Raw genomic sequence first — 18,464 nt, forward strand, 5'->3', positions numbered from 1 at the left:
GCGGTTGCCCGTCGTCACGAGGCCCTCCTCGGGCTCGCGTGGCCGATCGATTGCCCGTAGGCCGGGGCTGCCGTCGGACTCGGGTGGGACGGGTGGGGGGTGGGTGGAATAAGCGGGGACTGCCTCCTGTTAGGGGTGGGACGAGAGCAATCGGCCGGACAGCAGGAGGTATGGACCGTGTCGGCAGACGAGATACGGGGCACGACGCGCGGGACCGCCCCCGTCCCCCTCTCCGTACTGGACCTGGTGACGGTCGGCGCGGGCCGGACCGCCACCGATGCGCTGCGCACCAGCGTGGAGCTGTCCCGGTTCGCCGAGGCACGCGGCTTCCACCGGTACTGGGTGGCCGAGCACCACTCCATGCCCGGCGTCGCCTCCTCCTCGCCCGCCGTGATCCTCGCCCACCTCGCCGCCCACACCGACCGCATCCGGCTCGGCTCGGGCGGCGTCATGCTGCCCAACCACGCGCCCCTGGTGATCGCCGAGCAGTTCGGCACGCTGGAGGCAATGGCCCCCGGGCGGATCGACCTGGGCCTGGGCCGGGCCCCCGGCACCGACGGGGCCACCGCCGCAGCCCTGCGCCGCACGGACACCCTGAACGAGGGCGCCGACGACTTCCCGCAGCAGCTGGCCGAGCTCACCCGCTTCCTGGACGACGACTTCCCCGACGGACACCCGTACGGCCGCATTCACGCGATCCCGGGCCCGGTGCAGGGCAGCAGCCCCGGCGGCGTCCAGTCGCCGCACCGGCCGCCGATATGGCTGCTCGGCTCCTCCGGCTTCAGCGCCCGTCTGGCCGGCCTGCTGGGGCTGCCCTTCGCCTTCGCGCACCACTTCTCCGCGCAGAACACCATCCCGGCCCTCGACCTGTACCGGCAGACCTTCCGCCCCTCCGCGGTGCTCGACGAGCCGTACGCCCTGATCGGCGTCTCCGCCCTCGCCACGGACGACGAGCGCGAGGCCCGCCGCCAGGTCAGGGCCACCGCGCTGAACATGATCCGGCTGCGCACCGGACGCCCGGGCCTGTTCCCGGACCCGGAGGAGGCCGAGCGCCACGAGTTCGGCCCGATGGAGGAGGAGTTCGTCGCCTCCTGGAGCGCGAACATCGTGCACGGAACGGCGGACGAGGTCCGCACGGGCCTGGACGAGCTGCACAAGCGCACCGGCGCCGACGAGCTGATGCTCACCTCGCACGCCCACCGCGGCGAACTGCGGCTGCGCTCCTACGAGCTGATCGCGGACGCCTACGGCTTGCCGGCCGCGTAGGTCTGCGACTCCAGCAGCTCGGAGATGCGATCCGGCGGCACCGGGCGCGAGTACAGCCAGCCCTGCCCGGTGTCGCAGCCGATCCGGCGCAGCCGCGTGGCCTGCGCCGAGGTCTCCACGCACTCCGCGGTGACGGTCAGCCCGAGCCGGTGGGCCAGCTGGATCATCGCCTCCACGATCACCTCGTCGGCCCCGTTGGGCGGCACGGCCACCGCGCTCTTGTCGCCCTCGTACTGGAAGCCGCGCACGAAGGAGCCGTCCAGCTTCAGCACCGACACGGGCAGCCTGCTCAGATACGCCAGATTGGAGTAGCCCGTCCCGAAGTCGTCGATGGCGATGCGCACGCCCATGTCGCTGAGGGCCTGGAGGGCCTGCAGCGGGCGGCCGCCCGAGCCCATCACGGCGGACTCGGTCAGCTCCAGCTGGAGCAGGTGCGGGGCGAGTCCCGTCTCGGCGAGGGTCTGCGCCACGTCCGCCACCAGGTCGGAGTCCCACACCTGGCGGACCGCCACGTTGACGCTCACGAAGATCGGCGGCTCGCCGGGGTTGTCCAGCTGCCAGCGGCGGGCCTGCCGGCAGGCGGTCTCCAGCGCCCAGCGGCCGAGCTGCACGATCGAGCCGTCCTCCTCGGCCAATCCGATGAACCGATTCGGCGTCAGTGTGCCGAACTGAGGATGATTCCAGCGGATCAACGCCTCGACCCCGCTCAGCCTGCCGTCCTCCATGCCCACCAACGGCTGGTACTCCAGAGCGAATTCACCGCGTTCGATGGCCGGGCGGAGCGTGGAGGACAGGGCCTGGCGGGTCATGCGGTGCGCGTTGCGCTCGGGGTCGAACAGTGTCCAGCGGGCCTTGCCGTCGGCCTTCGCCCAGTACAGGGTCGTGTCGGCCGCCTGCATCAGCCCGGTGGCGGTCGTACCGGCCGCGTGCCGCTCCACGACCCCGATGGAGGCCGTCAGCGACAGCCGCTGTCCCGCCAGGTCGAAGGGGGCCTCCAGGGCCTTCAGGGCGGACTCGGCGAGGTCGGCGAGTTGTTCGGTGCCGGTGGAGTCCTCGACGAGCAGGGCGAATTCGTCGCCGCCGAGCCGGGCCACCAGGGGGGTCTGGGCGCGAGCGTACCCGGCCTCGTCGGCGACCCGGGTCAGCCGCTCGGCGGCGGCCGCGAGCAGCCGGTCGCCGACCCGGTGGCCGAGGGTGTCGTTGACGGCCTTGAAGCCGTCCAGGTCGAGGTAGCACAGGCCGATCCGGCCGGTGCCGCTCAGCTCGTACGACTCCGCCTCCAGGGCGCCCGACAGGCGCTCGAAGAAGAGGGTGCGGTTGGGCAGCCGGGTCACCGGGTCGTGCATCTGCAAGTGCCGCAGCCGGGCCTGCAGTTCACGGCGGGCGCTGATGTCGGCGACCGAGACGAGGACGCCGGTCCCGGCGTCCGCCAGCGGGGCCACGGTGACCTGCACCCAGACCGAGTGCCCCTCGGGGTGTTTGAGCCGGCGGGTGCAGCGCAGTCTGGCCTGCCGGCCGCGCAGGACCTCGCGGTAGGCGTGCCAGGTGCGGGCGTCGGAGGCCAGGTCCACCAGGTCCGCGGCCACCCGGCCGGGCAGGCCGTCGGGGTCGGTGCCGAGCAGCTCGCCGAGGGCGGCGTTGGCGCTCACGACCAGGCCTTCGCGGTCGACGACAGCCATGGAGAGCGGGGCAGCCGCGAAGACACGGTGATAGGTGTTGTGATCACTGTCTGTGACGGCTGACCGGTCGAGGTCTGCCGCGGGCGTCGGCCCTTCGGACGTTCCGCTCACCGCTCGCTCCCGCAGTGCACTCGATCTCTGTCCGTGCCGGAAAGTGTGCCGATCATAGAGGCTGGCCCCGGGCCCTTCCAGCCATTCTCCAGTGTCCATGACGGACCACAGGTTCTGACAGATCGTTTCTGCCCGCACCTGGGCGGGTTCTTCAAGCCGCCGACCAGTTGTGACGTTCCGTGAGTGTTTCGGGGTGTCGACCGCCGGTGCACGCCCGGCGCCCGAATGGGCGTACTCACCCTTCTGGTTCAGGCAAACAGGACGAACATCAACAAACGCCCACAGTCTGGATGTGGTGTCCCGTGAACCGCATCCGGAGGTCCTTCCGTGCCCAAGCTGCGCAGCACCGCCGCCGTGTTCACCACGATGTCGGCGCTGGCCGCGACCTCGATCCTCACCGGCCCGTCCGTCGCCGAGCCCTTCTCGCCGGCCCCCTGTGCCCTGCACCGGACCGAGGCCCACCACTCGGAGGGCGTGGACACCTGGAACTCCGACTACGCCCGCCCGACCGGCGTGCGCAACGCCGTCATGATCTTCCTCTCCTTCCCGGACGCCGTCCCGAGCGCCACTCCCGCCGAGCTGACGGCCGACCACTTCCCGGCCACCAGTCGGTTCTTCGAACAGGCTTCCTATGGCAGGTTCACCCTGCACCCGCATCCGCTGGGGCACTGGCTGCGCATGCCGCGGCCGTCGTCCTCCTACGCCATGAAACGCGACTGGAGCGCCGCCGACCGGGCCGCCTACCTGCACGATGCGTTCGCCGTGGCCGACAAGGAGGTCGACTTCTCCCGCTACGACGTCGTCTATTTCGTCGCCGATCCCGATGCGCCCGGCGTGGACTCCGACGCGACCAAGGTCGTCAATCTGGACACCCCCATGCACGTGGATGGCACGGATGTGCGCAGGGTGGTCACGGTCTTCGAGAAGCACCCGCCCGACCGTCTGGTCCTCGCCCATGAGACGGGCCACGTCTTCGACCTCCCCGACCTCTACCACCGCCCGGTCGACGGCAAGGGGGACTGGGACACCTACGTCGGCGACTGGGACCTGATGGGCAGCCAGTTCGGGCTGTCCCCGGATCTGTTCGGCTGGCACAAGTGGAAGCTGGGCTGGCTGGATCCGCGCCAGGTGGTGTGTGTGCGCGGGGCCGGTCCGACCCGTCTCACCCTGGAGCCGCTGGAGGCCGGTCCGGGCGTCCCGGTGCAGGGCGCGGCGGGCGCCCCCGCCTTCGGTCTCGGCCACGGCGCGAAGCTGGCGGTCGTGCGCACCGGCCCGGACAGCGCACTGGCCTTCGAGGCGCGCGGCCCGGCGGGGAACGACCGTGCGGTCTGCCGGCAGGGGGTCCTGGTCTACCGGGTGCGCGGCGGCGCGGAGTCCGGGGGCGGCCCGGTCGAGGTGGTGGACGCCCACCCGCGTACGGAGGCGTGCTGGGAGAACTCGGTCTATCCGCCCCTCGCCGACGCCCCGGTCTCCCTCGGCGAGAGCTTCACGGTGCCCGGGGACGGTGTGAAGGTGGAGGTGGAGGACCGGACGGCGTCCGGGGCGTGGACCGTGAAGATCACGCCGGGGGTGGCCGCCTGACGTCCGGGGACGCGGGGCCGGCCGGCCTGTCGGGTGTGTGGGCCGACTGTGCGGGGGGTGCGGGCCGACTGTGCAGGGTGTGGGTGTACGAAAAACGGCGGGCCGGAATCTTTCGAAACCGACCCGCCGTCGTCATGTGCGCCGCCAGGGACTCGAACCCCGGACCCGCTGATTAAGAGTCAGCTGCTCTAACCAACTGAGCTAGCGGCGCCTGCTGACGTCGTAGACCTTAGCATCCTGGTCGGCGGGAGGAAAAATCGATATCCGCACGGCTGCACGGGCCGCCCGCACGGCCGCCCACAGCACCACCTCGGGGCCGGGCAGCCAGGGGTGGCGGGTGTCGGGGGCGACCAGCCAGCGGGAGCCGCCCGGGGTGGGGGAGTCGCCGCCGGACAGGGCGGGGACGGTCACCGCGTCCCCCGTGCCGTGGCACAGCAGCGGCGGCACGGCCGCGGTCCGGCTGCCGTGGCCGCCGCCCCACTCCTCCCAGGTCAGCAGCGAGGGCAGGCGCTGGGCCGTGCCCGGGGCGGCGAACAGCAGCATGCGGCCCCGGAACACGGCGACCGGTCCCGAGCCCGGCCCCTCGTCCCATAACCGGTCCAGCATGCGCCGCCCGAAGACCACGGGGGCGCTCACCACGTCGAAGACGGCGCCGCAGGGCAGGACCAGCGGGGCGTCGGGGTGCTCCTGCCAGTTCGCGAGCGTGCTGCGCGGATACGTTCCTGTCGAGGCGAGCCAGGCGGCCCCGTCGGGGGTGGCACAGGTGACATTCGGCGTACTGCTCATGCCAACCAGATGTACCGGCTGTGAGTGCGCGGTTCTCCTGAGTTGCGAAAACTCGGGACAGGGGAGGGTGGGGAGGAGTATCTTGCCCGCCTGGCATATGCCAGGCGGGCGGGACGGCCGACCGGGACAGGGGACCGCACGGGCCGGACGGCTTGGACGGCTTGGAACGGCCGGACTGGCCGAACGGGTGGGAACGGCCGTAGGGGCTGGACGGGGCGGCCGCGCTGGACCGACTGGTGACCGACCGGCCACCGGCGGACCCGCCGACCGCGCCGGACCCAGCGGACCAGCGGGCTGGACCTGGGCTACACGGGGTCGACGGGCGTCCGGCCCTCCGTGTCGGCACCCCGCATCAGGTCCTGCCCGAACTCCACCATCCGCTTCGCGTAGTCCTCGGTCCACTCCGCCTGCTCGGCGATGGCCGCCGGGGTCAGCCGGTCGAAGCGGCGCGGGTCGGCGAGCTGGGCCGCCGCGACGGCCTGGAACTCCACGGCCCGGTCGGCCGCTGCCCGGAACGCCTGGGCCAGCTCCGTCGCCCGGGCCAGCAGCGCCCGCGGATCCTCGATCGACTCCAGGGCGAAGAAGTGCTCGGGATCGCCGGCCGCCTGTGCAGGCTCGAAGATCAGGGGCGCGGGGCGTAGCCGCGGTTCGTTCCGACGCGGCGTGGGCTCCGCCATGTCTTCTCTCCTCCTCGTACGTTCCGGTGGGCCATCGTCCATTGTCTCGCGCGCGGGCAAGGGGACCTCAGGGGCGCCCCGAAGCCTCCCCGGCCGCCCGGCGTCCCGCCCGGCTCGGTACCAGGCCGATGCGGGTCCGGTGCGGTGCCGGCGACGGGCCGGTCCGGGGCCGTGCCGGTCCGGTGCCGGGCTCAGGGCCGCCAGCTCACCCGGTGCTCTCCCAGGCGCGCCAGCACCGCGTGGTTCGCCTCCCAGCCGTCCGGGAACTTCACCAGCGTGCCCAGCTGGACCGGTTCCGTGGACGGGTAGTCGTCCAGGAGGTCGCCCACTCCGGCGCGGCACACCACGATGCAGGCGTGCCGGTGGCGGGAGGCCAGGACGCACAGGCGGCCGGTCTCCAGGTGGAAGGCGGTCGCGTCGGGGCGGCCGGAGAGCGGGTGCAGGACGACCGTGACGTCGTACTCACGGCCCTGGAGGCGGTTCGCGGTGTCGACCGTGACGTCGGCCACGCCCAGCTCGGCGAGTGCCGAGCGGATCGCGGCCGCCTGGTCCCGGTGGGCCGTGCCGACGGCGATGCGGTCGGCGGTGAGGGCGGAGGGGACCGGGACGGGGGTCCCCCCGGTCGAACGAAGTCGAGACGGGGAGAGCTCCGACACGGTCGCGCCTTCGCGGTCCAGCAGGCGTCGTACGACCGTTGCCACTGCCCGGACGGCCTCCGGATCCGTGCGCGGGGTGTGCCGGGCGGGCAGCTCCAGCAGGCCCCAGCCGGACCGCGCCGCCTCGTCGATCACCCGGTCCGGGCCCGAGCCGTCGGAGGGGACGGCGAAGGCGAGGCTCCTGTCGCCGTGGCCGGTGCCGCTGCGGAACGGGGTGTAGGGGTAGAAGGCGTCCGAGACCAGCGGGGCCGCGGAGGCCGGGAGGCGCCAGGAGACCGGAAGGCGGTGCTGCGGCAGCTCCGGGTTGTGCGCCAGCAGCGTGGTCACGGCCGAGGCCGACGGGTCGTAGGACAGGCCCGCCCACTGCTCGCTGCCCACGATCGCGAACGGATCCAGCTGGCCCGGGTCGCCCACGAACAGCGCCCGTTCGAACAGGCCGGCCACCGCCAGCAGGGAGTCCGAGCGCATCTGGTACGCCTCGTCCACGATCGCGTGCCGCCACGGCTCGTCCACCGTGACGTGCGCCCACTTCGCGGCGGTGGACAGGATGACGGGCAGGCCCTGCAGGTCGGCCGCCTTCGCCGACGTACGAACGGCGGGCAGGTCGTCCAGCGCCTTGTCGTACGGGTCGGCGTCGCTGCTGTGCAGCCGGCCCACCGGCAGCTCGGGGTTCTTCTTGGCGAGCCGCAGCACCAGGTCGTCCACCTGGGCGTTCGTCTGGGCGACCACCATCAACGGGCGCCCGGCGTCGGCGAGTTCCAGGGCCGCCCGCACCACCAGGGTGGACTTGCCGGCGCCGGGCGGGGAGTCGACGACCACTCCGCGCTCGGTGCCGTGCAGGGTGTCGTGGAGGATCGCGTCGGTGGCGCGTGTCGCCGCGGCCGAGGGATCGAAGCCGACGGTCGTCACAGCATGTCCTCCGCGGTCACGGCGTCGGGCGCCTCCGGCACGGCCTCACCCGGCGGGCCGCCGTGCGTCCACGGGGTCTCCTCCGGGTCGGGCAGCTTCGCGCCGCCGCGCTGCTCGTGCTCGAAGAGGGTGAAGCACACCGCGTCGCCCTTCTCCGGCACCGAACCGGGCTCGGGCTCCTTGCCCCGGCCCATCTTGTCCACGATCCGCAGCACCAGCAGTCCCTCCTCCGCCGAGCCGTCGTACCCGACGAACTCCGCGGCCTGCGGTCTGCCGCCCAGCGAGCGGTACACCTTCGCCCGCTCCGCCAGATGCGGCCGGTCCTCGGTGCGGACGGTCACCAGCGGGCGCGGGCTGGGCCGCCTGCCCTCGCTGTGGGCGAGGACGACGTCGGTCACCTCGCCCGCGAAGGCCTCCCCGGCCAGTCGCCGTCCCGCCATCACCAGCGGGTCGTCCAGTGCCTCCTGCGCTTCGAGGCGGGCCTGTTCGCGCTCCCGCGTGGCCAGCTTGTTCGCGGCCGTCACCGCGTCGTCGCGGCGCGGCTGCGGGGGCTCACCGGCCAGGATCCGGTCGCGGTGGCCGGTGAACGACCAGCGGTCGCGCGTCCAGCGCTCCTCGACGTGCGCCCCCTCCGGCAGCGCCCGCAGCAGGTCCAGGCCCCGCCAGACCGCGTCCCAGGTGGGCCGGGTGCGGCTGTCGACCAGGTCGCGGATCTCCCGCTCGGCGGCGGTGAGCGCGGCCAGCCGGTCGTCGGCCTGAAGGGCGTCCTCGGCGGCGGCCAGTGCGGCACGGGCGCGGTCGTGGCGCTCGATGGCCGGGGCCAGCAGCTTGTTGTCGAACGCGGGGTCGGTGGCCGGGCCGGCCGGCGGGCACAGCAGCTGGCCGTCGGCGTCGCGGGCCAGCTCGGCCCGGCGGGCGGCCTCGGCGCCGGTGCCCGTCCGCCGGGAGCCCCCCGGCTCGGACGGAGCCGGGAGCGCGGGAGGGTCGATCCAGGCGAGCAGCGCGCCCAGGTGCTGGTCCTCCAGGCCCGACTGGCCGGTCGCCCAGTGCCGGGACAGCACCTCGGTGAGGGCCAGCAGGAGCGAGGAACCGGGTACCCGGGCCCGCTCGCCGTAGTGGGTCAGCCAGCGGCCGAGCAGGGGGATGCGGGGCGGTGCGGGGTGGGGCGTCTCCGGGTCCTGCTCGGCGGTGCGGCGAAAGCGCATGGACCGGCCGAGCAGCCGTACGAGGTCCAGGCCCGCACGGCTCGGCACGATCAGCTGGGGCGCGTCCGCGCACAGCTCGACCTCGACCTTGACCCGCTTGCCGGTCTCCGGGTCGGTCTCGGTGCGCTCGGCGGTCTCGACGTCCTCCTGATAGGAGTCGAGGTACGGCAGGACGACATCGGCCAGGTCGGCGAGGAACGCGAAGCGCAGATCGCGGTCGCGGGGCTGCGGCACGACCAGCAGGCGCGGCGCCTCCCGTTCGGTGCCGACGAGCGCGCCGAGCGGGGCGCCGGCCTCACCGGCGGTGGTGAGCGGCACCAGGACCAGCGGGCGGTCGGACAGACGGCGGTGGCGGACGGTCGCGGCGGGCTGGGCGTGTCCGGTGCTGACGGCCTCCAGCCGGGCCAGGGTGGCGATCAGCGACACGGGGCCACCTCCCGGCCGGCCGCGGCGAGTGCCTCGGCGCGCAGGGCCGCGGCCCGGCGCAGGGCCGCCACCGCCGGGTCGTCGGGGTCGCCGCTCTCACCGCGGGCCGCCGCGAGGACGTCCGCGACCGTCGCAAGGCCGCCCAGCTCCGCACGCAGGGGGCGGCCGAGACGGGTCACGGCATCCGCCGCGCGGGAGCGTTCCCGGCAGTGGAAGGCCAGTTCGCAGGCGGACAGGCACTCGGGTGCGTAGGCAGCCGGGACCGCCTCCACGGCCGCCGTCAGCTCCTCGGCCGGCCGGTCCGGGGCGAAACAGGTGCCCTCGGGCAGTGCGTCGGCGATCTCCTCGATGCGGGTGAGCCGGGCCAGCTGGCGGGCGGTGACCGCGCGCTGCTTGCGCACGTCGACGGCCGAGCCGGCGGGCAGGTTGGAGAAGTCCTTGGGGCACACCAGCAGCACTCGCTGCCGTACCCGGGGAGCAGGGGTGCCGTCCTGGCCGAGACGGGCCGCGACCGCCTCCAGGGCCAGCACGTACACCGCCGCCTGCCGGGCGGCCGCGCCCACCTTCGCCGGGTCGGCCGAACCGTCCAGCATCGGGAAGGACTTGATCTCCACGACCGTCCAGCTGCCGTCCGGGTGCACCACCACCGCGTCCGGCTCCAGGAACGCGAGCGAGCCGGCCACGTCCAGGGCCAGCATCGGGTGGTCGAGCAGCGTCCAGCCGCCCGCGGCCACGGCCTCGCGCAGCGCCAGCGCCGTACGGGCCGTACGCCCCTCGGGGCCGGGCGCGGACAGGTCGGGGACGGCGGCCGACGCGGGCGGCTCGGCGCCCGCGTCGAGGCGGGAGTGGACCAGCTGCAGCAGTTCCGCGCCGCCGTCCGCCTTCACCCGCGCCTCGAACGCGTTGCCCCGGGTCAGCGCGAACTGCGACTGACCGAAACCGGAAGGTGAGCCGAGCGCGCTCGCCAGCGCCGCCTTGTCGACCCCGGCGCCGTCCAGGATGGCCCGTCTGCGGCAACCGGGGTTCGCGGCCAGCGCCGCGAGGGCGCGCGCGTCCAGCGCCTTCGCCGGTACGTCGGGACCGCGCAGCTCAGCGAGTCGGTGCCGGAGCCCCTTCGCCCGCGCCGCTGGGGGAGACGTCCGGGTCGGCTGCGGATGCGCGCTGCGACTCGCGCTGCCGTGGAATTCGCTCACCCGCGGAAGTCTCGCATCCGGCACTGACAATCGGGGACCCCGTGGCCGCCGGGACCGGTGCGGTGCGGCGGGTCGGGCGGGACCGGAGCAGGTCCGCGCCGCGCATCACGTGCGGCGCGAGCAGCAGGCCCACGCCCATGACCGCCACGCCCGCGACCGCGTCCAGGAAGTAGTGGTTGGCGGTGCCCATGACGACGATCGCGGTCAGCAGCGGATAGACGACGCCGAGGATCTTCGCCAGGCGGGTGCCGCCGTGCCGCCACAGCATGACCCCGCACCACAGCGCCCAGCCCACGTGCAGGCTCGGCATCGCCGCGTACTGGTTGGTCATGGCGCCCATGCCGCGCGGGGCGCTGGCCTCGCCGCCCCACCAGCCGTACGAGCTGTAGTGGGCCATCGTGTCGACGAAGCCGTGGTGGCCGGGCAGCAGACGCGGCGGGCAGGTGGGCAGCAGGGTGAAGCCGATCAGGCCGATGAACGTGGACGCCATCAGCCAGGTGCGGGCCGCCCGGTAGTGCGCGGTGCGGGTCCGGAACAGCCAGATCAGCAGGGCGGGCGTGATCAGGTAGTGCAGCGAGGCGTACCAGAAGTCGGCCGGTACGCCGAGCCAGGGCTCCCGCGTGAACAACCGGTTCAGCGGGTGCTCCGCGTTGAGGTTCAGGGCCTTCTCGATGCGCAGGATCGCCAGGCCGTGGTCGATGGCCGAGGAGACGTCACCGCGGGCGAGGAGCCGTCCGGCCGAGTAGCAGCCGTAGACCAGCAGGATCAGCGGAAGCTCGGTCCACCACCGCAACCGGGTTCGCGGGACCGCCTCGGTGCCCGGTGTGTCGGTCTGCGGCATCGGATCGCCCTCCCCCTCCTGCTGTGGTCCGCCCCGGCGGGCGACCGTGCCACTTTACGGTGTCCATATCCCGGCCATGCGGGCGCTCTCCCGCCCCGGCGGGCGCTTCAGCCCTCAAAGACGTCGGGATCGCCCGCCGGGTTGCCCCTGCCCGGGGTGAGCGATGATGGAGGGAATCCGCTTCCTGTCGTTCTCGTGGCGTCCCCGTGGCGTCCCCCTCCCGGAAAGGTCCCCCATGGCACCGCGCATCCTGCTGGCCCGGCACGGACAGACGGAATGGTCGCTGTCCGGCAAGCACACCGGCAGGACCGACGTGCCGCTCCTGGAGGAGGGCCGGCGCGGGGCCAAGCTGCTCGGCGAGCGGCTGCACCGGGCGCCGTTCGACGGGCTGCCCGGCGTCGAGGTGCGGACCAGTCCGCTGGCACGCGCGCGTGAGACGTGCGAGCTGGCCGGGTTCGGTGAGCGTGCCGAATTGTGGGACACGTTGATGGAGTGGGACTACGGGGCGTACGAGGGCATGACTCCCGCCGAGATCCAGGCCGTGCGGCCGGGCTGGCTGATCTGGCGGGACGGTGTTCCGCAGGGGGAGAGCCTCGCCGAGGTCGCCGCGCGCGCGGACGAGGTCGTCGCGTGGGCCCGCTCGGCCGACCGCGACGTCCTGGTCTTCGCCCACGGGCACATACTGCGGTCCATCGGTGCGCGGTGGCTGGGACTGCCGCTGGACTTCGCGGCGCGGATACGCCTGAACCCGACCTCGCTGTCGGTGCTGGGATGGGCGTACGGGGAGCCGGCGATCGAGAGCTGGAACGACCTCGGGCACTTGGCCGGCTGACCCGTCGCGCCCCCGAAGGAGCGCGGGGAACTGCGCGACCAGCCCCCACCGGCCGCCAGTTTGAACACCATGCCCGTCCGATGCTCACCCTGCGGGGCACCCCGCCGACCCGCGGCCAAGCCCCCTTGAAGGGGGCGGGGAACTGCGCGACCAGCCCCCACCGGCCGGCAGCCGAAGGGGATCCTTCGCCGAAAAGGGGCCCTTGGCCGGAAGGCGGCCCGCAGCCGAATGACGGCCCGCAGGCGAAAGGCGGCCCGCAGTCCGAGGGGCGGTCGCAGAGCTGTTTGCTACGCCCGGCCGAGCCTGGGCTGCGAGGCATGCCGGTCGAGGAACGCCGAGACCCCCGAGGCGCGCCGGTGCGGAAGCAGCACCCGGGCCGTCCCCGCCAGCATCGTCTGGATGCGGGAGGACTGGACCTGGTCCAGAAGATCCAGCACACGCAGCGCGGCCGCCGCCGCTTCGTCGGGACGGCCCTCGCGGGCCAGGTCGTCGGCCAGTTCGGCGGTGTAGAGGGCGATGTTGCGGGTGAAGTGGGGGTCCTGGAGCTGGGCCGCGCGGTCGGCATGGCGCGAGGCACGGCGCCAGTCGCCCAGCGTCGACCAGCACTGCGCCTCCAGCCCCTCCAGCTCGGCCTCTCCGTAGAAGCTCATCCACTCGGGGTCGGCCTCCGAGTGGCCCCGCTCGAAGAGGGCCTGCGCGCGGGCGAGCGCCTGCTCGCAGCCGGTACGGTCGGCGAGGCCCGCCCAGCCGCCCGCCTCGCGCAGCGCGAGCAGGGACATCAGGCGCGGTGAGCCCAGGTGGCGGGCGGCGCGCTGGGCGGCCTGCGCCGCGCGTACCGCCTCGCGGGGTCGGCCCGCGTCGCGGGCCAGGAACGCCGTGTTGCAGAAGGCGTGGGCCTCCAGGCCCGCGTCGCCGGTCATACGGGCGGTGGCCAGCGCCTCCGCGTAGTGCGAGCGTGCGTCGTCGAAGCGGCCCGAGTCATGGGCCAGCCAGCCCACGGAGATGGCGAGTTCACCGGCGCCCGAGTGCAGTCTCTCGGCGGTCGTCTGCCGGGTCGCGCCGGCGTCCAACAGCGCGTACGCGGCGCGCAGGGGAGCCGCCGCGCGCCGGTACAGGCCGTCTGCGCCGTGCCGGTCGTCGAGCAGCCGGATGCGGCGGACGGCCTCTTCCAGGGCGGCGGCCTCCGGGGTGCCGGCGCGCCGCAGCGGCCGGGCCGCCGCCGCTGCACCGGTGGTGAGCCCCAGCGGGCCCAGTGTGGCGGCGGCCATCGTGGCGCCCCCGCCGGTCATGAATGCGCGACGCAGCACGTCGCTCTCCTCGTGGTTCAGTGGGTCGTTCTCGTACGGCTCGTGCGGTTCGCACGGATCCTGCGGGTCGTACCGGTCCTGCGTGTCATACGGCTCGTGGGCCCCTGGCGTCTCAGCGGTGCCGAGCGCCGGGGGCGCGTCCGCGGCCGTACGTGCCGCTCGTCCGCGGACGGACGAGCGCGGTGCGAAGCCGAGGTCGGTGAGCGTGCGACCGGGGAACATGTGCAGGAACACCCGTTCGTACGCGTAGTTCGGGCAGCGGATCTCACCCGCCTCGACCCTGCCGACGTAACGCGCGTCACAGCTCACCCGCTCGCCGATCTCGCGCGCGGCCCGCCGCACCAGCGCCGCGAACTCGGCCGGTGAGCGCCGCCCGCGCAACTGCCGGAAGGCGAGGTTCGGCCGTACTGGCCGCTCGGGCTGTGACGAGGTCTCGGTTGACGACGCCATGGCCGGTCCTCTCGTGCGAACCGTCGAACCGTGCCGGATCCGGAGCGGGTTCGGGCTGAGATGTCCGTGTGACACCCTGGTTCCGGCGAGCAAGAACGTACCTGCTGTGTTGGACCCGCCACGCAGGGTTTAGCTACAAACCGGATATCTCATACCTGATCTGCCATGAACTGCCATCCTTTGCGGCTCACTTGTGGCGTAGCCGTTGACGTGCTCGCGCGTTGAACACCATGGACTGCAACAGGCGTGGTGGAGGCCGGCATGGAGACCAGCCAGGGCAACGATCCTTGTACACCGGGCACATCGACTGTGCCCGGTGCGTCGATGTCACCGGTGCCGACGGCCGGTGGCGCGGCCTGCGACCTCGTGACGGTGCCGGCCCGGCAGGGGCTGGAGGCGGTCGACATCCTCAGGCGCGGGATCGGCGAGGCGGTCGGTCCCGTCCTGCACGACTACGGCTGCGACACCCTCGGCTTCCTGGTGCCGGCCGGCACCGCCGCCTGCTGGGACGTACCGGGCAGCACCTGCACCGAGACGAACGGGCGGGGGCTGCGGCCGGCCCCCCAGCCGCCGGTGGAGGGCTCGGACTGGCTGCTGCCGCCCGGCGACGCCGACCTCGCGACCGACCCGGTGGTGCTGCGCCGGGCCCTCGGGGAGGCGGCCCGGCTGATCGAGGCCGCCGACAGCCGCAGGTGAAGCGCCGGCCCGCGGCACCTGCGAAAATGGACCGATGGGCAGGTCCAGGAACAACCGGCGCGGGTCGGCCGCCGTCGCGGCCGTGGTGGAAGCGGTCGACGGCGGGCTCGCGGAACTCATACCCGACCCGGACCGCTCCCGGGCCTGGACGCTGCTGATCGACGGGGCGCCCCAGTCGCACGTCGACCTGGACGACCCGGCCCACCTCTCCTTCGAGTACCAGCGCCGCCTCGGCCATGTCATCGACCTCGCCGCCCCGCCCGGCAGGCCGGTGCAGGCGGTGCACCTCGGCGGCGGCGCGTTCACCCTCGCCCGGTACGTCGCCGCCACCCGCCCCCGCTCCACCCAGCAGATCGTCGAGCGGGACGCGTCCCTCGTCCAACTGGTCCGCCGTGAGCTGCCGCTGGATCCGAACGCCCGGATCCGGGTGCGCTCGGCGGACGCCCGGGACGGACTGGCCAAGGTGCCGGACGGCTGGGCCGACCTGGTCGTCGTCGATGTCTTCAGCGGCGCCCGGACCCCCGCCCACCTCACCTCGGCCGAGTTCCTGGACGAGGTCCGCCGGGCCCTGAAGCCCTCCGGCGTCTACACCGCCAACCTCGCCGACGGCCCGCCGCTCGCCCATCTGCGCGGCCAGATCGCCACCGCCGCCGCCCGCTTCCCGGAACTCGCCCTCGTCGCGGACCCGGCCGTGCTGCGCGGCAAGCGGTTCGGCAACGCCGTCCTGGTCGCCTCGGACCTCCCGCTCCCGCTCGCCGAACTCACCCGCCGCGCCGCCTCCGACCCGCACCCCGCGCGGGTCGAACACGGTAGGCAGCTCACCGACTTCACCGGCGGCGCCCTGCCCGTGACGGACGCGGCGGCGGTGGCCTCCCCGGCCCCGCCGCCCTCGGTGTTCCGCTAGGACCTGTGTTCCGCCAGGACCTGCCTTCCCGTTCCTGCCGGGGACGAAAGAAGGGCCCTGGCCCTTCTTTCGTGAGCGTGGTCCGTGTGTCCCCACGGCCGGCGGGGATCAGTACGTGCCCACCTCCACGTGCGGCGGCCCGTCGTGCCAGGTGCAGAACACCGACACCCGGTCCGCGCCCTTGCTGTACTCCACCCGGATCCACGTCTGTGTCTTCCACACCTGCATCGACCAGCCCGTCCCCGGGGTCGCCGAGACGAGGGTGGCGCTCGCCGGTCCCAGATCGAAGACCGCCCGGCCGCCGTCGGTGTCGTAGGCCTTGACGCTGCCGGACGCGGTGGCGGTGGGGCTGGTGCCGGAGGACGGCGTCCGGGAGGGGGCGGGGGTGGACGGCCCGGCCGACGGACTCTTCGGCGGAGTGGACCGAGGGGGCGGCGGATCCAGCGGCTTCGAACGCTGCGTGGTCGTGTCCTCGGCCGTGATCGGCAGCGCGCGCGGCGGGTCGTACGCCGTCCCGGCCATCACCGTGTGCACACCCCACCACGACAGCGTGACCGCCGCTCCCGTCGCGAGCAGCCACGCCAGTACGTGTACGAGTCCTCTGCGCATCGGGGGCCATACTGCCCCAGGGGTACCGCCGCGCGCACGTGCCCCGGGCCGTCCGCCCCCGCTCCCGACTTCGCCCGGGTGGGGGCCGCCGGGCGCCGGACCGCGTCGCGCCGCATGGCGTACGGTGCGGCGCATGGCAAGTGTGCTCGTGGTCGAGGACGACCAGTTCGTCCGCTCGGCGCTCATCCGTCATCTGACCGACGCCTCGCACACCGTACGCAGCGTCGGTACGGCACTTGAGGCGCTGCGCGAGGTCGCCCATTTCCGCTTCGACGTGGTCGTCCTGGACCTCGGACTGCCCGATCTGGACGGCTCCGAGGCGCTGAAGATGCTGCGCGGCATCACCGACGTGCCCGTCATCATCGCCACCGCCCGGGACGACGAGACGGAGATCGTCCGGCTGTTGAACGCCGGGGCGGACGACTATCTGACCAAGCCGTTCTCGGTCGAGCACCTGTCGGCGCGGATGGCGGCCGTGCTGCGCCGGGCCCGCGCCGGCGGGACCGAGGCCCCGCCGTCCACCGTCATCCGGGTCGGCGGCCTGACCGTCGACCCGCTGCGCCGCCAGGCGGAGCTGGACGGTGCGCGGCTCGACCTCACCCGCCGGGAGTTCGACCTGCTCGCCTTCCTCGCCGGCCGCCCCGGCGTCGTCGTGCCGCGCAAGGAACTCCTCGCCGAGGTCTGGCAGCAGTCCTACGGCGACGACCAGACCATCGACGTCCATCTGTCCTGGCTGCGCCGCAAGCTGGGGGAGACGGCCGCCCGGCCGCGCTATCTGCACACCCTCCGAGGCGTCGGAGTGAAGCTGGAACCGCCGGTGCCGGCCGACGGGGGAGGGGAGCCGCGGTGATGAGATGGGCCCTGGTCAAGGTCTGCCTGGCGGTCACCACGATGGTCGTGGTCGCCTTCGCGGTGCCGCTCGGCCTCGTCGTCCAGGAGATGGCCCGCGACCGCGCCTTCTCCAACGCCGAGCGGGAGGCCGCCGCGGTCGCCCCCGCGCTGTCCATCACCACCGACCGGGACAAGCTGGAGCGGGTGGTGGCCTCCGCCGGCACCGACTCCGGGATGGCCGTGCACCTGCCCGCCGACGGCACCCGCTCGGCGCTCGACCTCGGCCGGCAGCGCGCCGCCGACCACGACATCGAGGCCGTACGGACCATGGGCCGCGCCTCCACCACCTCGGTCACCGGCGGCTCCACCCTGCTGCAGCCGGTCGCGCTCGGCTCCGGCGACATCGCGGTCGTGGAGGTCTACGTCCCCGAGTCCGAGACCAGCCACGGCGTCGGCACGGCCTGGGCGGTGCTCGCCGCCGTCGGCCTCGCGCTGATCGTCGGCTCGGTCGCGGTCGCCGACCGGCTCGGGGTGCGCATGGTGCGCCCGGCACAGCGGCTGGTCGAGGGCGCGCACGAACTGGGCGAGGGCAAGCTGGGCGCCCGGGTGCCGGAGGAGGGGCCGACCGAACTGCGGCTGGCCGCGGCCGCGTTCAACTCCATGGCCGACCAGGTCGTCCAACTCCTCGCGAACGAGAGAGAGCTGGCGGCCGACCTCTCGCACCGGCTGCGCACCCCGCTGACCGTGCTCCGGCTGAACGCCGCCTCGCTCGGCGCCGGGCCCGCCGCCGAGCAGACCCGCACCGCCGTCGCCCAGCTGGAGCGCGAGGTCGACACCATCATCCGCACCGCGCGCGAGGCCAAGCCGCAGACCGTGGCGGCCGGGCCCGGCGCCGGGTGCGACGCGGCCGAAGTGGTCCGCGAGCGCATGGAGTTCTGGTCGGCGCTCGCCGAGGACGAGGGACGCAAGTGGCGGGTGGCCGGGGTGGAACGGCCGGTGCGCACGCCCGTGGCCCGCGCCGACCTCGCCGCCGCCCTCGACGCGCTGCTCGGCAATGTCTTCCGGCACACCGCCGAGGGCACCGCCTTCGCGGTCGACGTGCACAACGGCGAGGACGCGGTGATCGTGCTGGTCTCCGACGCGGGCCCGGGCATACCCGACCCCGAGGCGGCGATGGCCCGCGGCCGCGGCTCGGGCAGCGCGGGCTCGACCGGCCTCGGCCTCGACATCGTGCGCCGCCTCGCCGAGTCCACCGGCGGAGACGTCCGCATTGGCGCATCGGTGCTGGGCGGCACCGAGGTGCGGATCTGGTTCCAGCTGGACGGGCGGGGTCCGGCGCGGGGGCGTGTGCGCAGGAGGCGACCGCGTAAATTGGTCTCGACCATTAACCGCCCCCGATCCCTTCCTTAAGCGCACCCTAAGGTCTTCAACAGCCGTCCAGATCAAGCCGTTTGTCCGATTCCGGGCCGCTAGCGTGCTGCCGCACCTCACCCCCCCGTGATGAA

At 73.7% G+C, this 18,464-nt stretch carries 16 protein-coding genes and 1 tRNA gene; 7 read left to right on the forward strand and 10 right to left on the reverse strand.

What is annotated here, in order from left to right; genetic code table 11:
• Positions 1-177: 177 nt before the first annotated feature.
• Positions 178-1,266, forward strand: a complete 1,089-nt coding sequence (locus ACFZCP_RS25960) for an MsnO8 family LLM class oxidoreductase (protein ID WP_391430571.1) — start codon at positions 178-180, stop codon at positions 1,264-1,266.
• Here the strand turns inward: ACFZCP_RS25960 and ACFZCP_RS25965 are convergent.
• A complete protein-coding gene (locus tag ACFZCP_RS25965; RefSeq protein ID WP_362693559.1) occupies positions 1,245-3,056 on the reverse strand; it encodes a bifunctional diguanylate cyclase/phosphodiesterase in 1,812 nt (603 codons plus the stop codon). The two genes, ACFZCP_RS25960 and ACFZCP_RS25965, sit on opposite strands and share 22 nt — an antisense overlap.
• A 366-nt stretch (positions 3,057-3,422) precedes the next feature.
• On the opposite strand from ACFZCP_RS25965, the gene ACFZCP_RS25970 reads away from it, so the two are divergent.
• Positions 3,423-4,637, forward strand: coding sequence for a M6 family metalloprotease domain-containing protein (locus ACFZCP_RS25970; RefSeq protein ID WP_391430830.1), 1,215 nt, complete (start codon positions 3,423-3,425; stop codon positions 4,635-4,637).
• Between the two features lie 137 nt (positions 4,638-4,774).
• Here ACFZCP_RS25970 and ACFZCP_RS25975 read toward each other — a convergent pair.
• From ACFZCP_RS25975 to ACFZCP_RS26005, 7 genes are all read right to left on the reverse strand, one after another.
• Positions 4,775-4,848 (reverse strand) — tRNA-Lys (locus ACFZCP_RS25975).
• Positions 4,839-5,423 (reverse strand): bifunctional DNA primase/polymerase, encoded by a 585-nt coding sequence (locus tag ACFZCP_RS25980; protein ID WP_391430574.1) that lies wholly within the window; start codon positions 5,421-5,423, stop codon positions 4,839-4,841. The genes ACFZCP_RS25975 and ACFZCP_RS25980 overlap by 10 nt, the downstream gene beginning before the upstream one ends.
• 305 nt (positions 5,424-5,728) lie before the next feature.
• The gene (locus ACFZCP_RS25985) at positions 5,729-6,100 is read right to left on the reverse strand and encodes a hypothetical protein (RefSeq protein ID WP_362693565.1); all 372 of its coding nucleotides are present in this window, start codon (positions 6,098-6,100) and stop codon (positions 5,729-5,731) included.
• A 191-nt stretch (positions 6,101-6,291) separates the two neighbouring features.
• Positions 6,292-7,665 (reverse strand): AAA domain-containing protein, encoded by a 1,374-nt coding sequence (locus tag ACFZCP_RS25990; RefSeq protein WP_391430579.1) that lies wholly within the window; start codon positions 7,663-7,665, stop codon positions 6,292-6,294.
• Positions 7,662-9,296: a hypothetical protein gene (locus ACFZCP_RS25995; RefSeq protein ID WP_391430582.1), complete on the reverse strand. Its 1,635-nt coding sequence runs from the start codon at positions 9,294-9,296 to the stop codon at positions 7,662-7,664. The genes ACFZCP_RS25990 and ACFZCP_RS25995 overlap by 4 nt, the downstream gene beginning before the upstream one ends.
• Complete coding sequence (locus ACFZCP_RS26000) at positions 9,287-10,384, reverse strand: hypothetical protein (RefSeq protein ID WP_362693692.1); 1,098 nt, start codon at positions 10,382-10,384, stop codon at positions 9,287-9,289. Before ACFZCP_RS26000 ends, ACFZCP_RS25995 begins: the two co-directional genes overlap by 10 nt.
• Position 10,385: 1 nt before the next feature.
• The gene (locus tag ACFZCP_RS26005) at positions 10,386-11,330 is read right to left on the reverse strand and encodes a phosphatase PAP2 family protein (RefSeq protein ID WP_391430584.1); all 945 of its coding nucleotides are present in this window, start codon (positions 11,328-11,330) and stop codon (positions 10,386-10,388) included.
• 235 nt (positions 11,331-11,565) lie between these two features.
• Between ACFZCP_RS26005 and ACFZCP_RS26010 the strand changes: the two genes are divergently transcribed.
• Positions 11,566-12,162: a histidine phosphatase family protein gene (locus tag ACFZCP_RS26010; protein WP_391430587.1), complete on the forward strand. Its 597-nt coding sequence runs from the start codon at positions 11,566-11,568 to the stop codon at positions 12,160-12,162.
• A gap of 287 nt (positions 12,163-12,449) precedes the next feature.
• Here the strand turns inward: ACFZCP_RS26010 and ACFZCP_RS26015 are convergent, their stop codons facing one another.
• Entirely contained in the window at positions 12,450-13,919 is a 1,470-nt protein-coding gene (locus ACFZCP_RS26015; RefSeq protein WP_391430590.1) for a hypothetical protein, read from the reverse strand.
• A gap of 261 nt (positions 13,920-14,180) precedes the next feature.
• On the opposite strand from ACFZCP_RS26015, the gene ACFZCP_RS26020 reads away from it, so the two are divergent.
• Together ACFZCP_RS26020 and ACFZCP_RS26025 are read left to right on the forward strand one after the other, a co-directional pair.
• The gene (locus ACFZCP_RS26020; protein ID WP_391430592.1) at positions 14,181-14,615 is read left to right on the forward strand and encodes a hypothetical protein; all 435 of its coding nucleotides are present in this window, start codon (positions 14,181-14,183) and stop codon (positions 14,613-14,615) included.
• A 34-nt stretch (positions 14,616-14,649) separates the two neighbouring features.
• Positions 14,650-15,519 (forward strand): fused MFS/spermidine synthase, encoded by an 870-nt coding sequence (locus ACFZCP_RS26025; RefSeq protein ID WP_391430595.1) that lies wholly within the window; start codon positions 14,650-14,652, stop codon positions 15,517-15,519.
• A 108-nt stretch (positions 15,520-15,627) separates the two neighbouring features.
• Here the strand turns inward: ACFZCP_RS26025 and ACFZCP_RS26030 are convergent, their stop codons facing one another.
• Positions 15,628-16,128 carry a hypothetical protein gene (locus tag ACFZCP_RS26030; protein WP_362693589.1) on the reverse strand — a complete coding sequence of 167 codons (501 nt, stop codon included), beginning with the start codon at positions 16,126-16,128 and terminating at the stop codon, positions 15,628-15,630.
• A 133-nt stretch (positions 16,129-16,261) separates the two neighbouring features.
• Between ACFZCP_RS26030 and ACFZCP_RS26035 the strand changes: the two genes are divergently transcribed.
• Together ACFZCP_RS26035 and ACFZCP_RS26040 are read left to right on the forward strand one after the other, a co-directional pair.
• Positions 16,262-16,978, forward strand: coding sequence for a response regulator (locus tag ACFZCP_RS26035; RefSeq protein WP_391430600.1), 717 nt, complete (start codon positions 16,262-16,264; stop codon positions 16,976-16,978).
• Positions 16,978-18,369, forward strand: coding sequence for an ATP-binding protein (locus ACFZCP_RS26040; RefSeq protein ID WP_391430603.1), 1,392 nt, complete (start codon positions 16,978-16,980; stop codon positions 18,367-18,369). Before ACFZCP_RS26035 ends, ACFZCP_RS26040 begins: the two co-directional genes overlap by 1 nt.
• Positions 18,370-18,464: the final 95 nt, after the last annotated feature.

The sequence above is a fragment of the Streptomyces sp. NPDC007971 genome, assembly GCF_042958635.1.
Classification (GTDB): Bacteria; Actinomycetota; Actinomycetes; order Streptomycetales; family Streptomycetaceae; genus Streptomyces.

Coding starts and splice junctions, on each gene's coding strand:
- ACFZCP_RS25970 (WP_391430830.1), top strand. CDS start 3,423: ATGTCGGCGCTGGCCGCGACCTCGATCCTCACCGGCCCGTCCGTCGCC.
- ACFZCP_RS25980 (WP_391430574.1), bottom strand. CDS start 5,423: ATGAGCAGTACGCCGAATGTCACCTGTGCCACCCCCGACGGGGCCGCC.
- ACFZCP_RS25985 (WP_362693565.1), bottom strand. CDS start 6,100: ATGGCGGAGCCCACGCCGCGTCGGAACGAACCGCGGCTACGCCCCGCG.
- ACFZCP_RS26005 (WP_391430584.1), bottom strand. CDS start 11,330: ATGCCGCAGACCGACACACCGGGCACCGAGGCGGTCCCGCGAACCCGG.
- ACFZCP_RS26010 (WP_391430587.1), top strand. CDS start 11,566: ATGGCACCGCGCATCCTGCTGGCCCGGCACGGACAGACGGAATGGTCG.
- ACFZCP_RS26015 (WP_391430590.1), bottom strand. CDS start 13,919: ATGGCGTCGTCAACCGAGACCTCGTCACAGCCCGAGCGGCCAGTACGG.
- ACFZCP_RS26020 (WP_391430592.1), top strand. CDS start 14,181: ATGGAGACCAGCCAGGGCAACGATCCTTGTACACCGGGCACATCGACT.
- ACFZCP_RS26025 (WP_391430595.1), top strand. CDS start 14,650: ATGGGCAGGTCCAGGAACAACCGGCGCGGGTCGGCCGCCGTCGCGGCC.
- ACFZCP_RS26030 (WP_362693589.1), bottom strand. CDS start 16,128: ATGCGCAGAGGACTCGTACACGTACTGGCGTGGCTGCTCGCGACGGGA.
- ACFZCP_RS26035 (WP_391430600.1), top strand. CDS start 16,262: ATGGCAAGTGTGCTCGTGGTCGAGGACGACCAGTTCGTCCGCTCGGCG.
- ACFZCP_RS26040 (WP_391430603.1), top strand. CDS start 16,978: ATGAGATGGGCCCTGGTCAAGGTCTGCCTGGCGGTCACCACGATGGTC.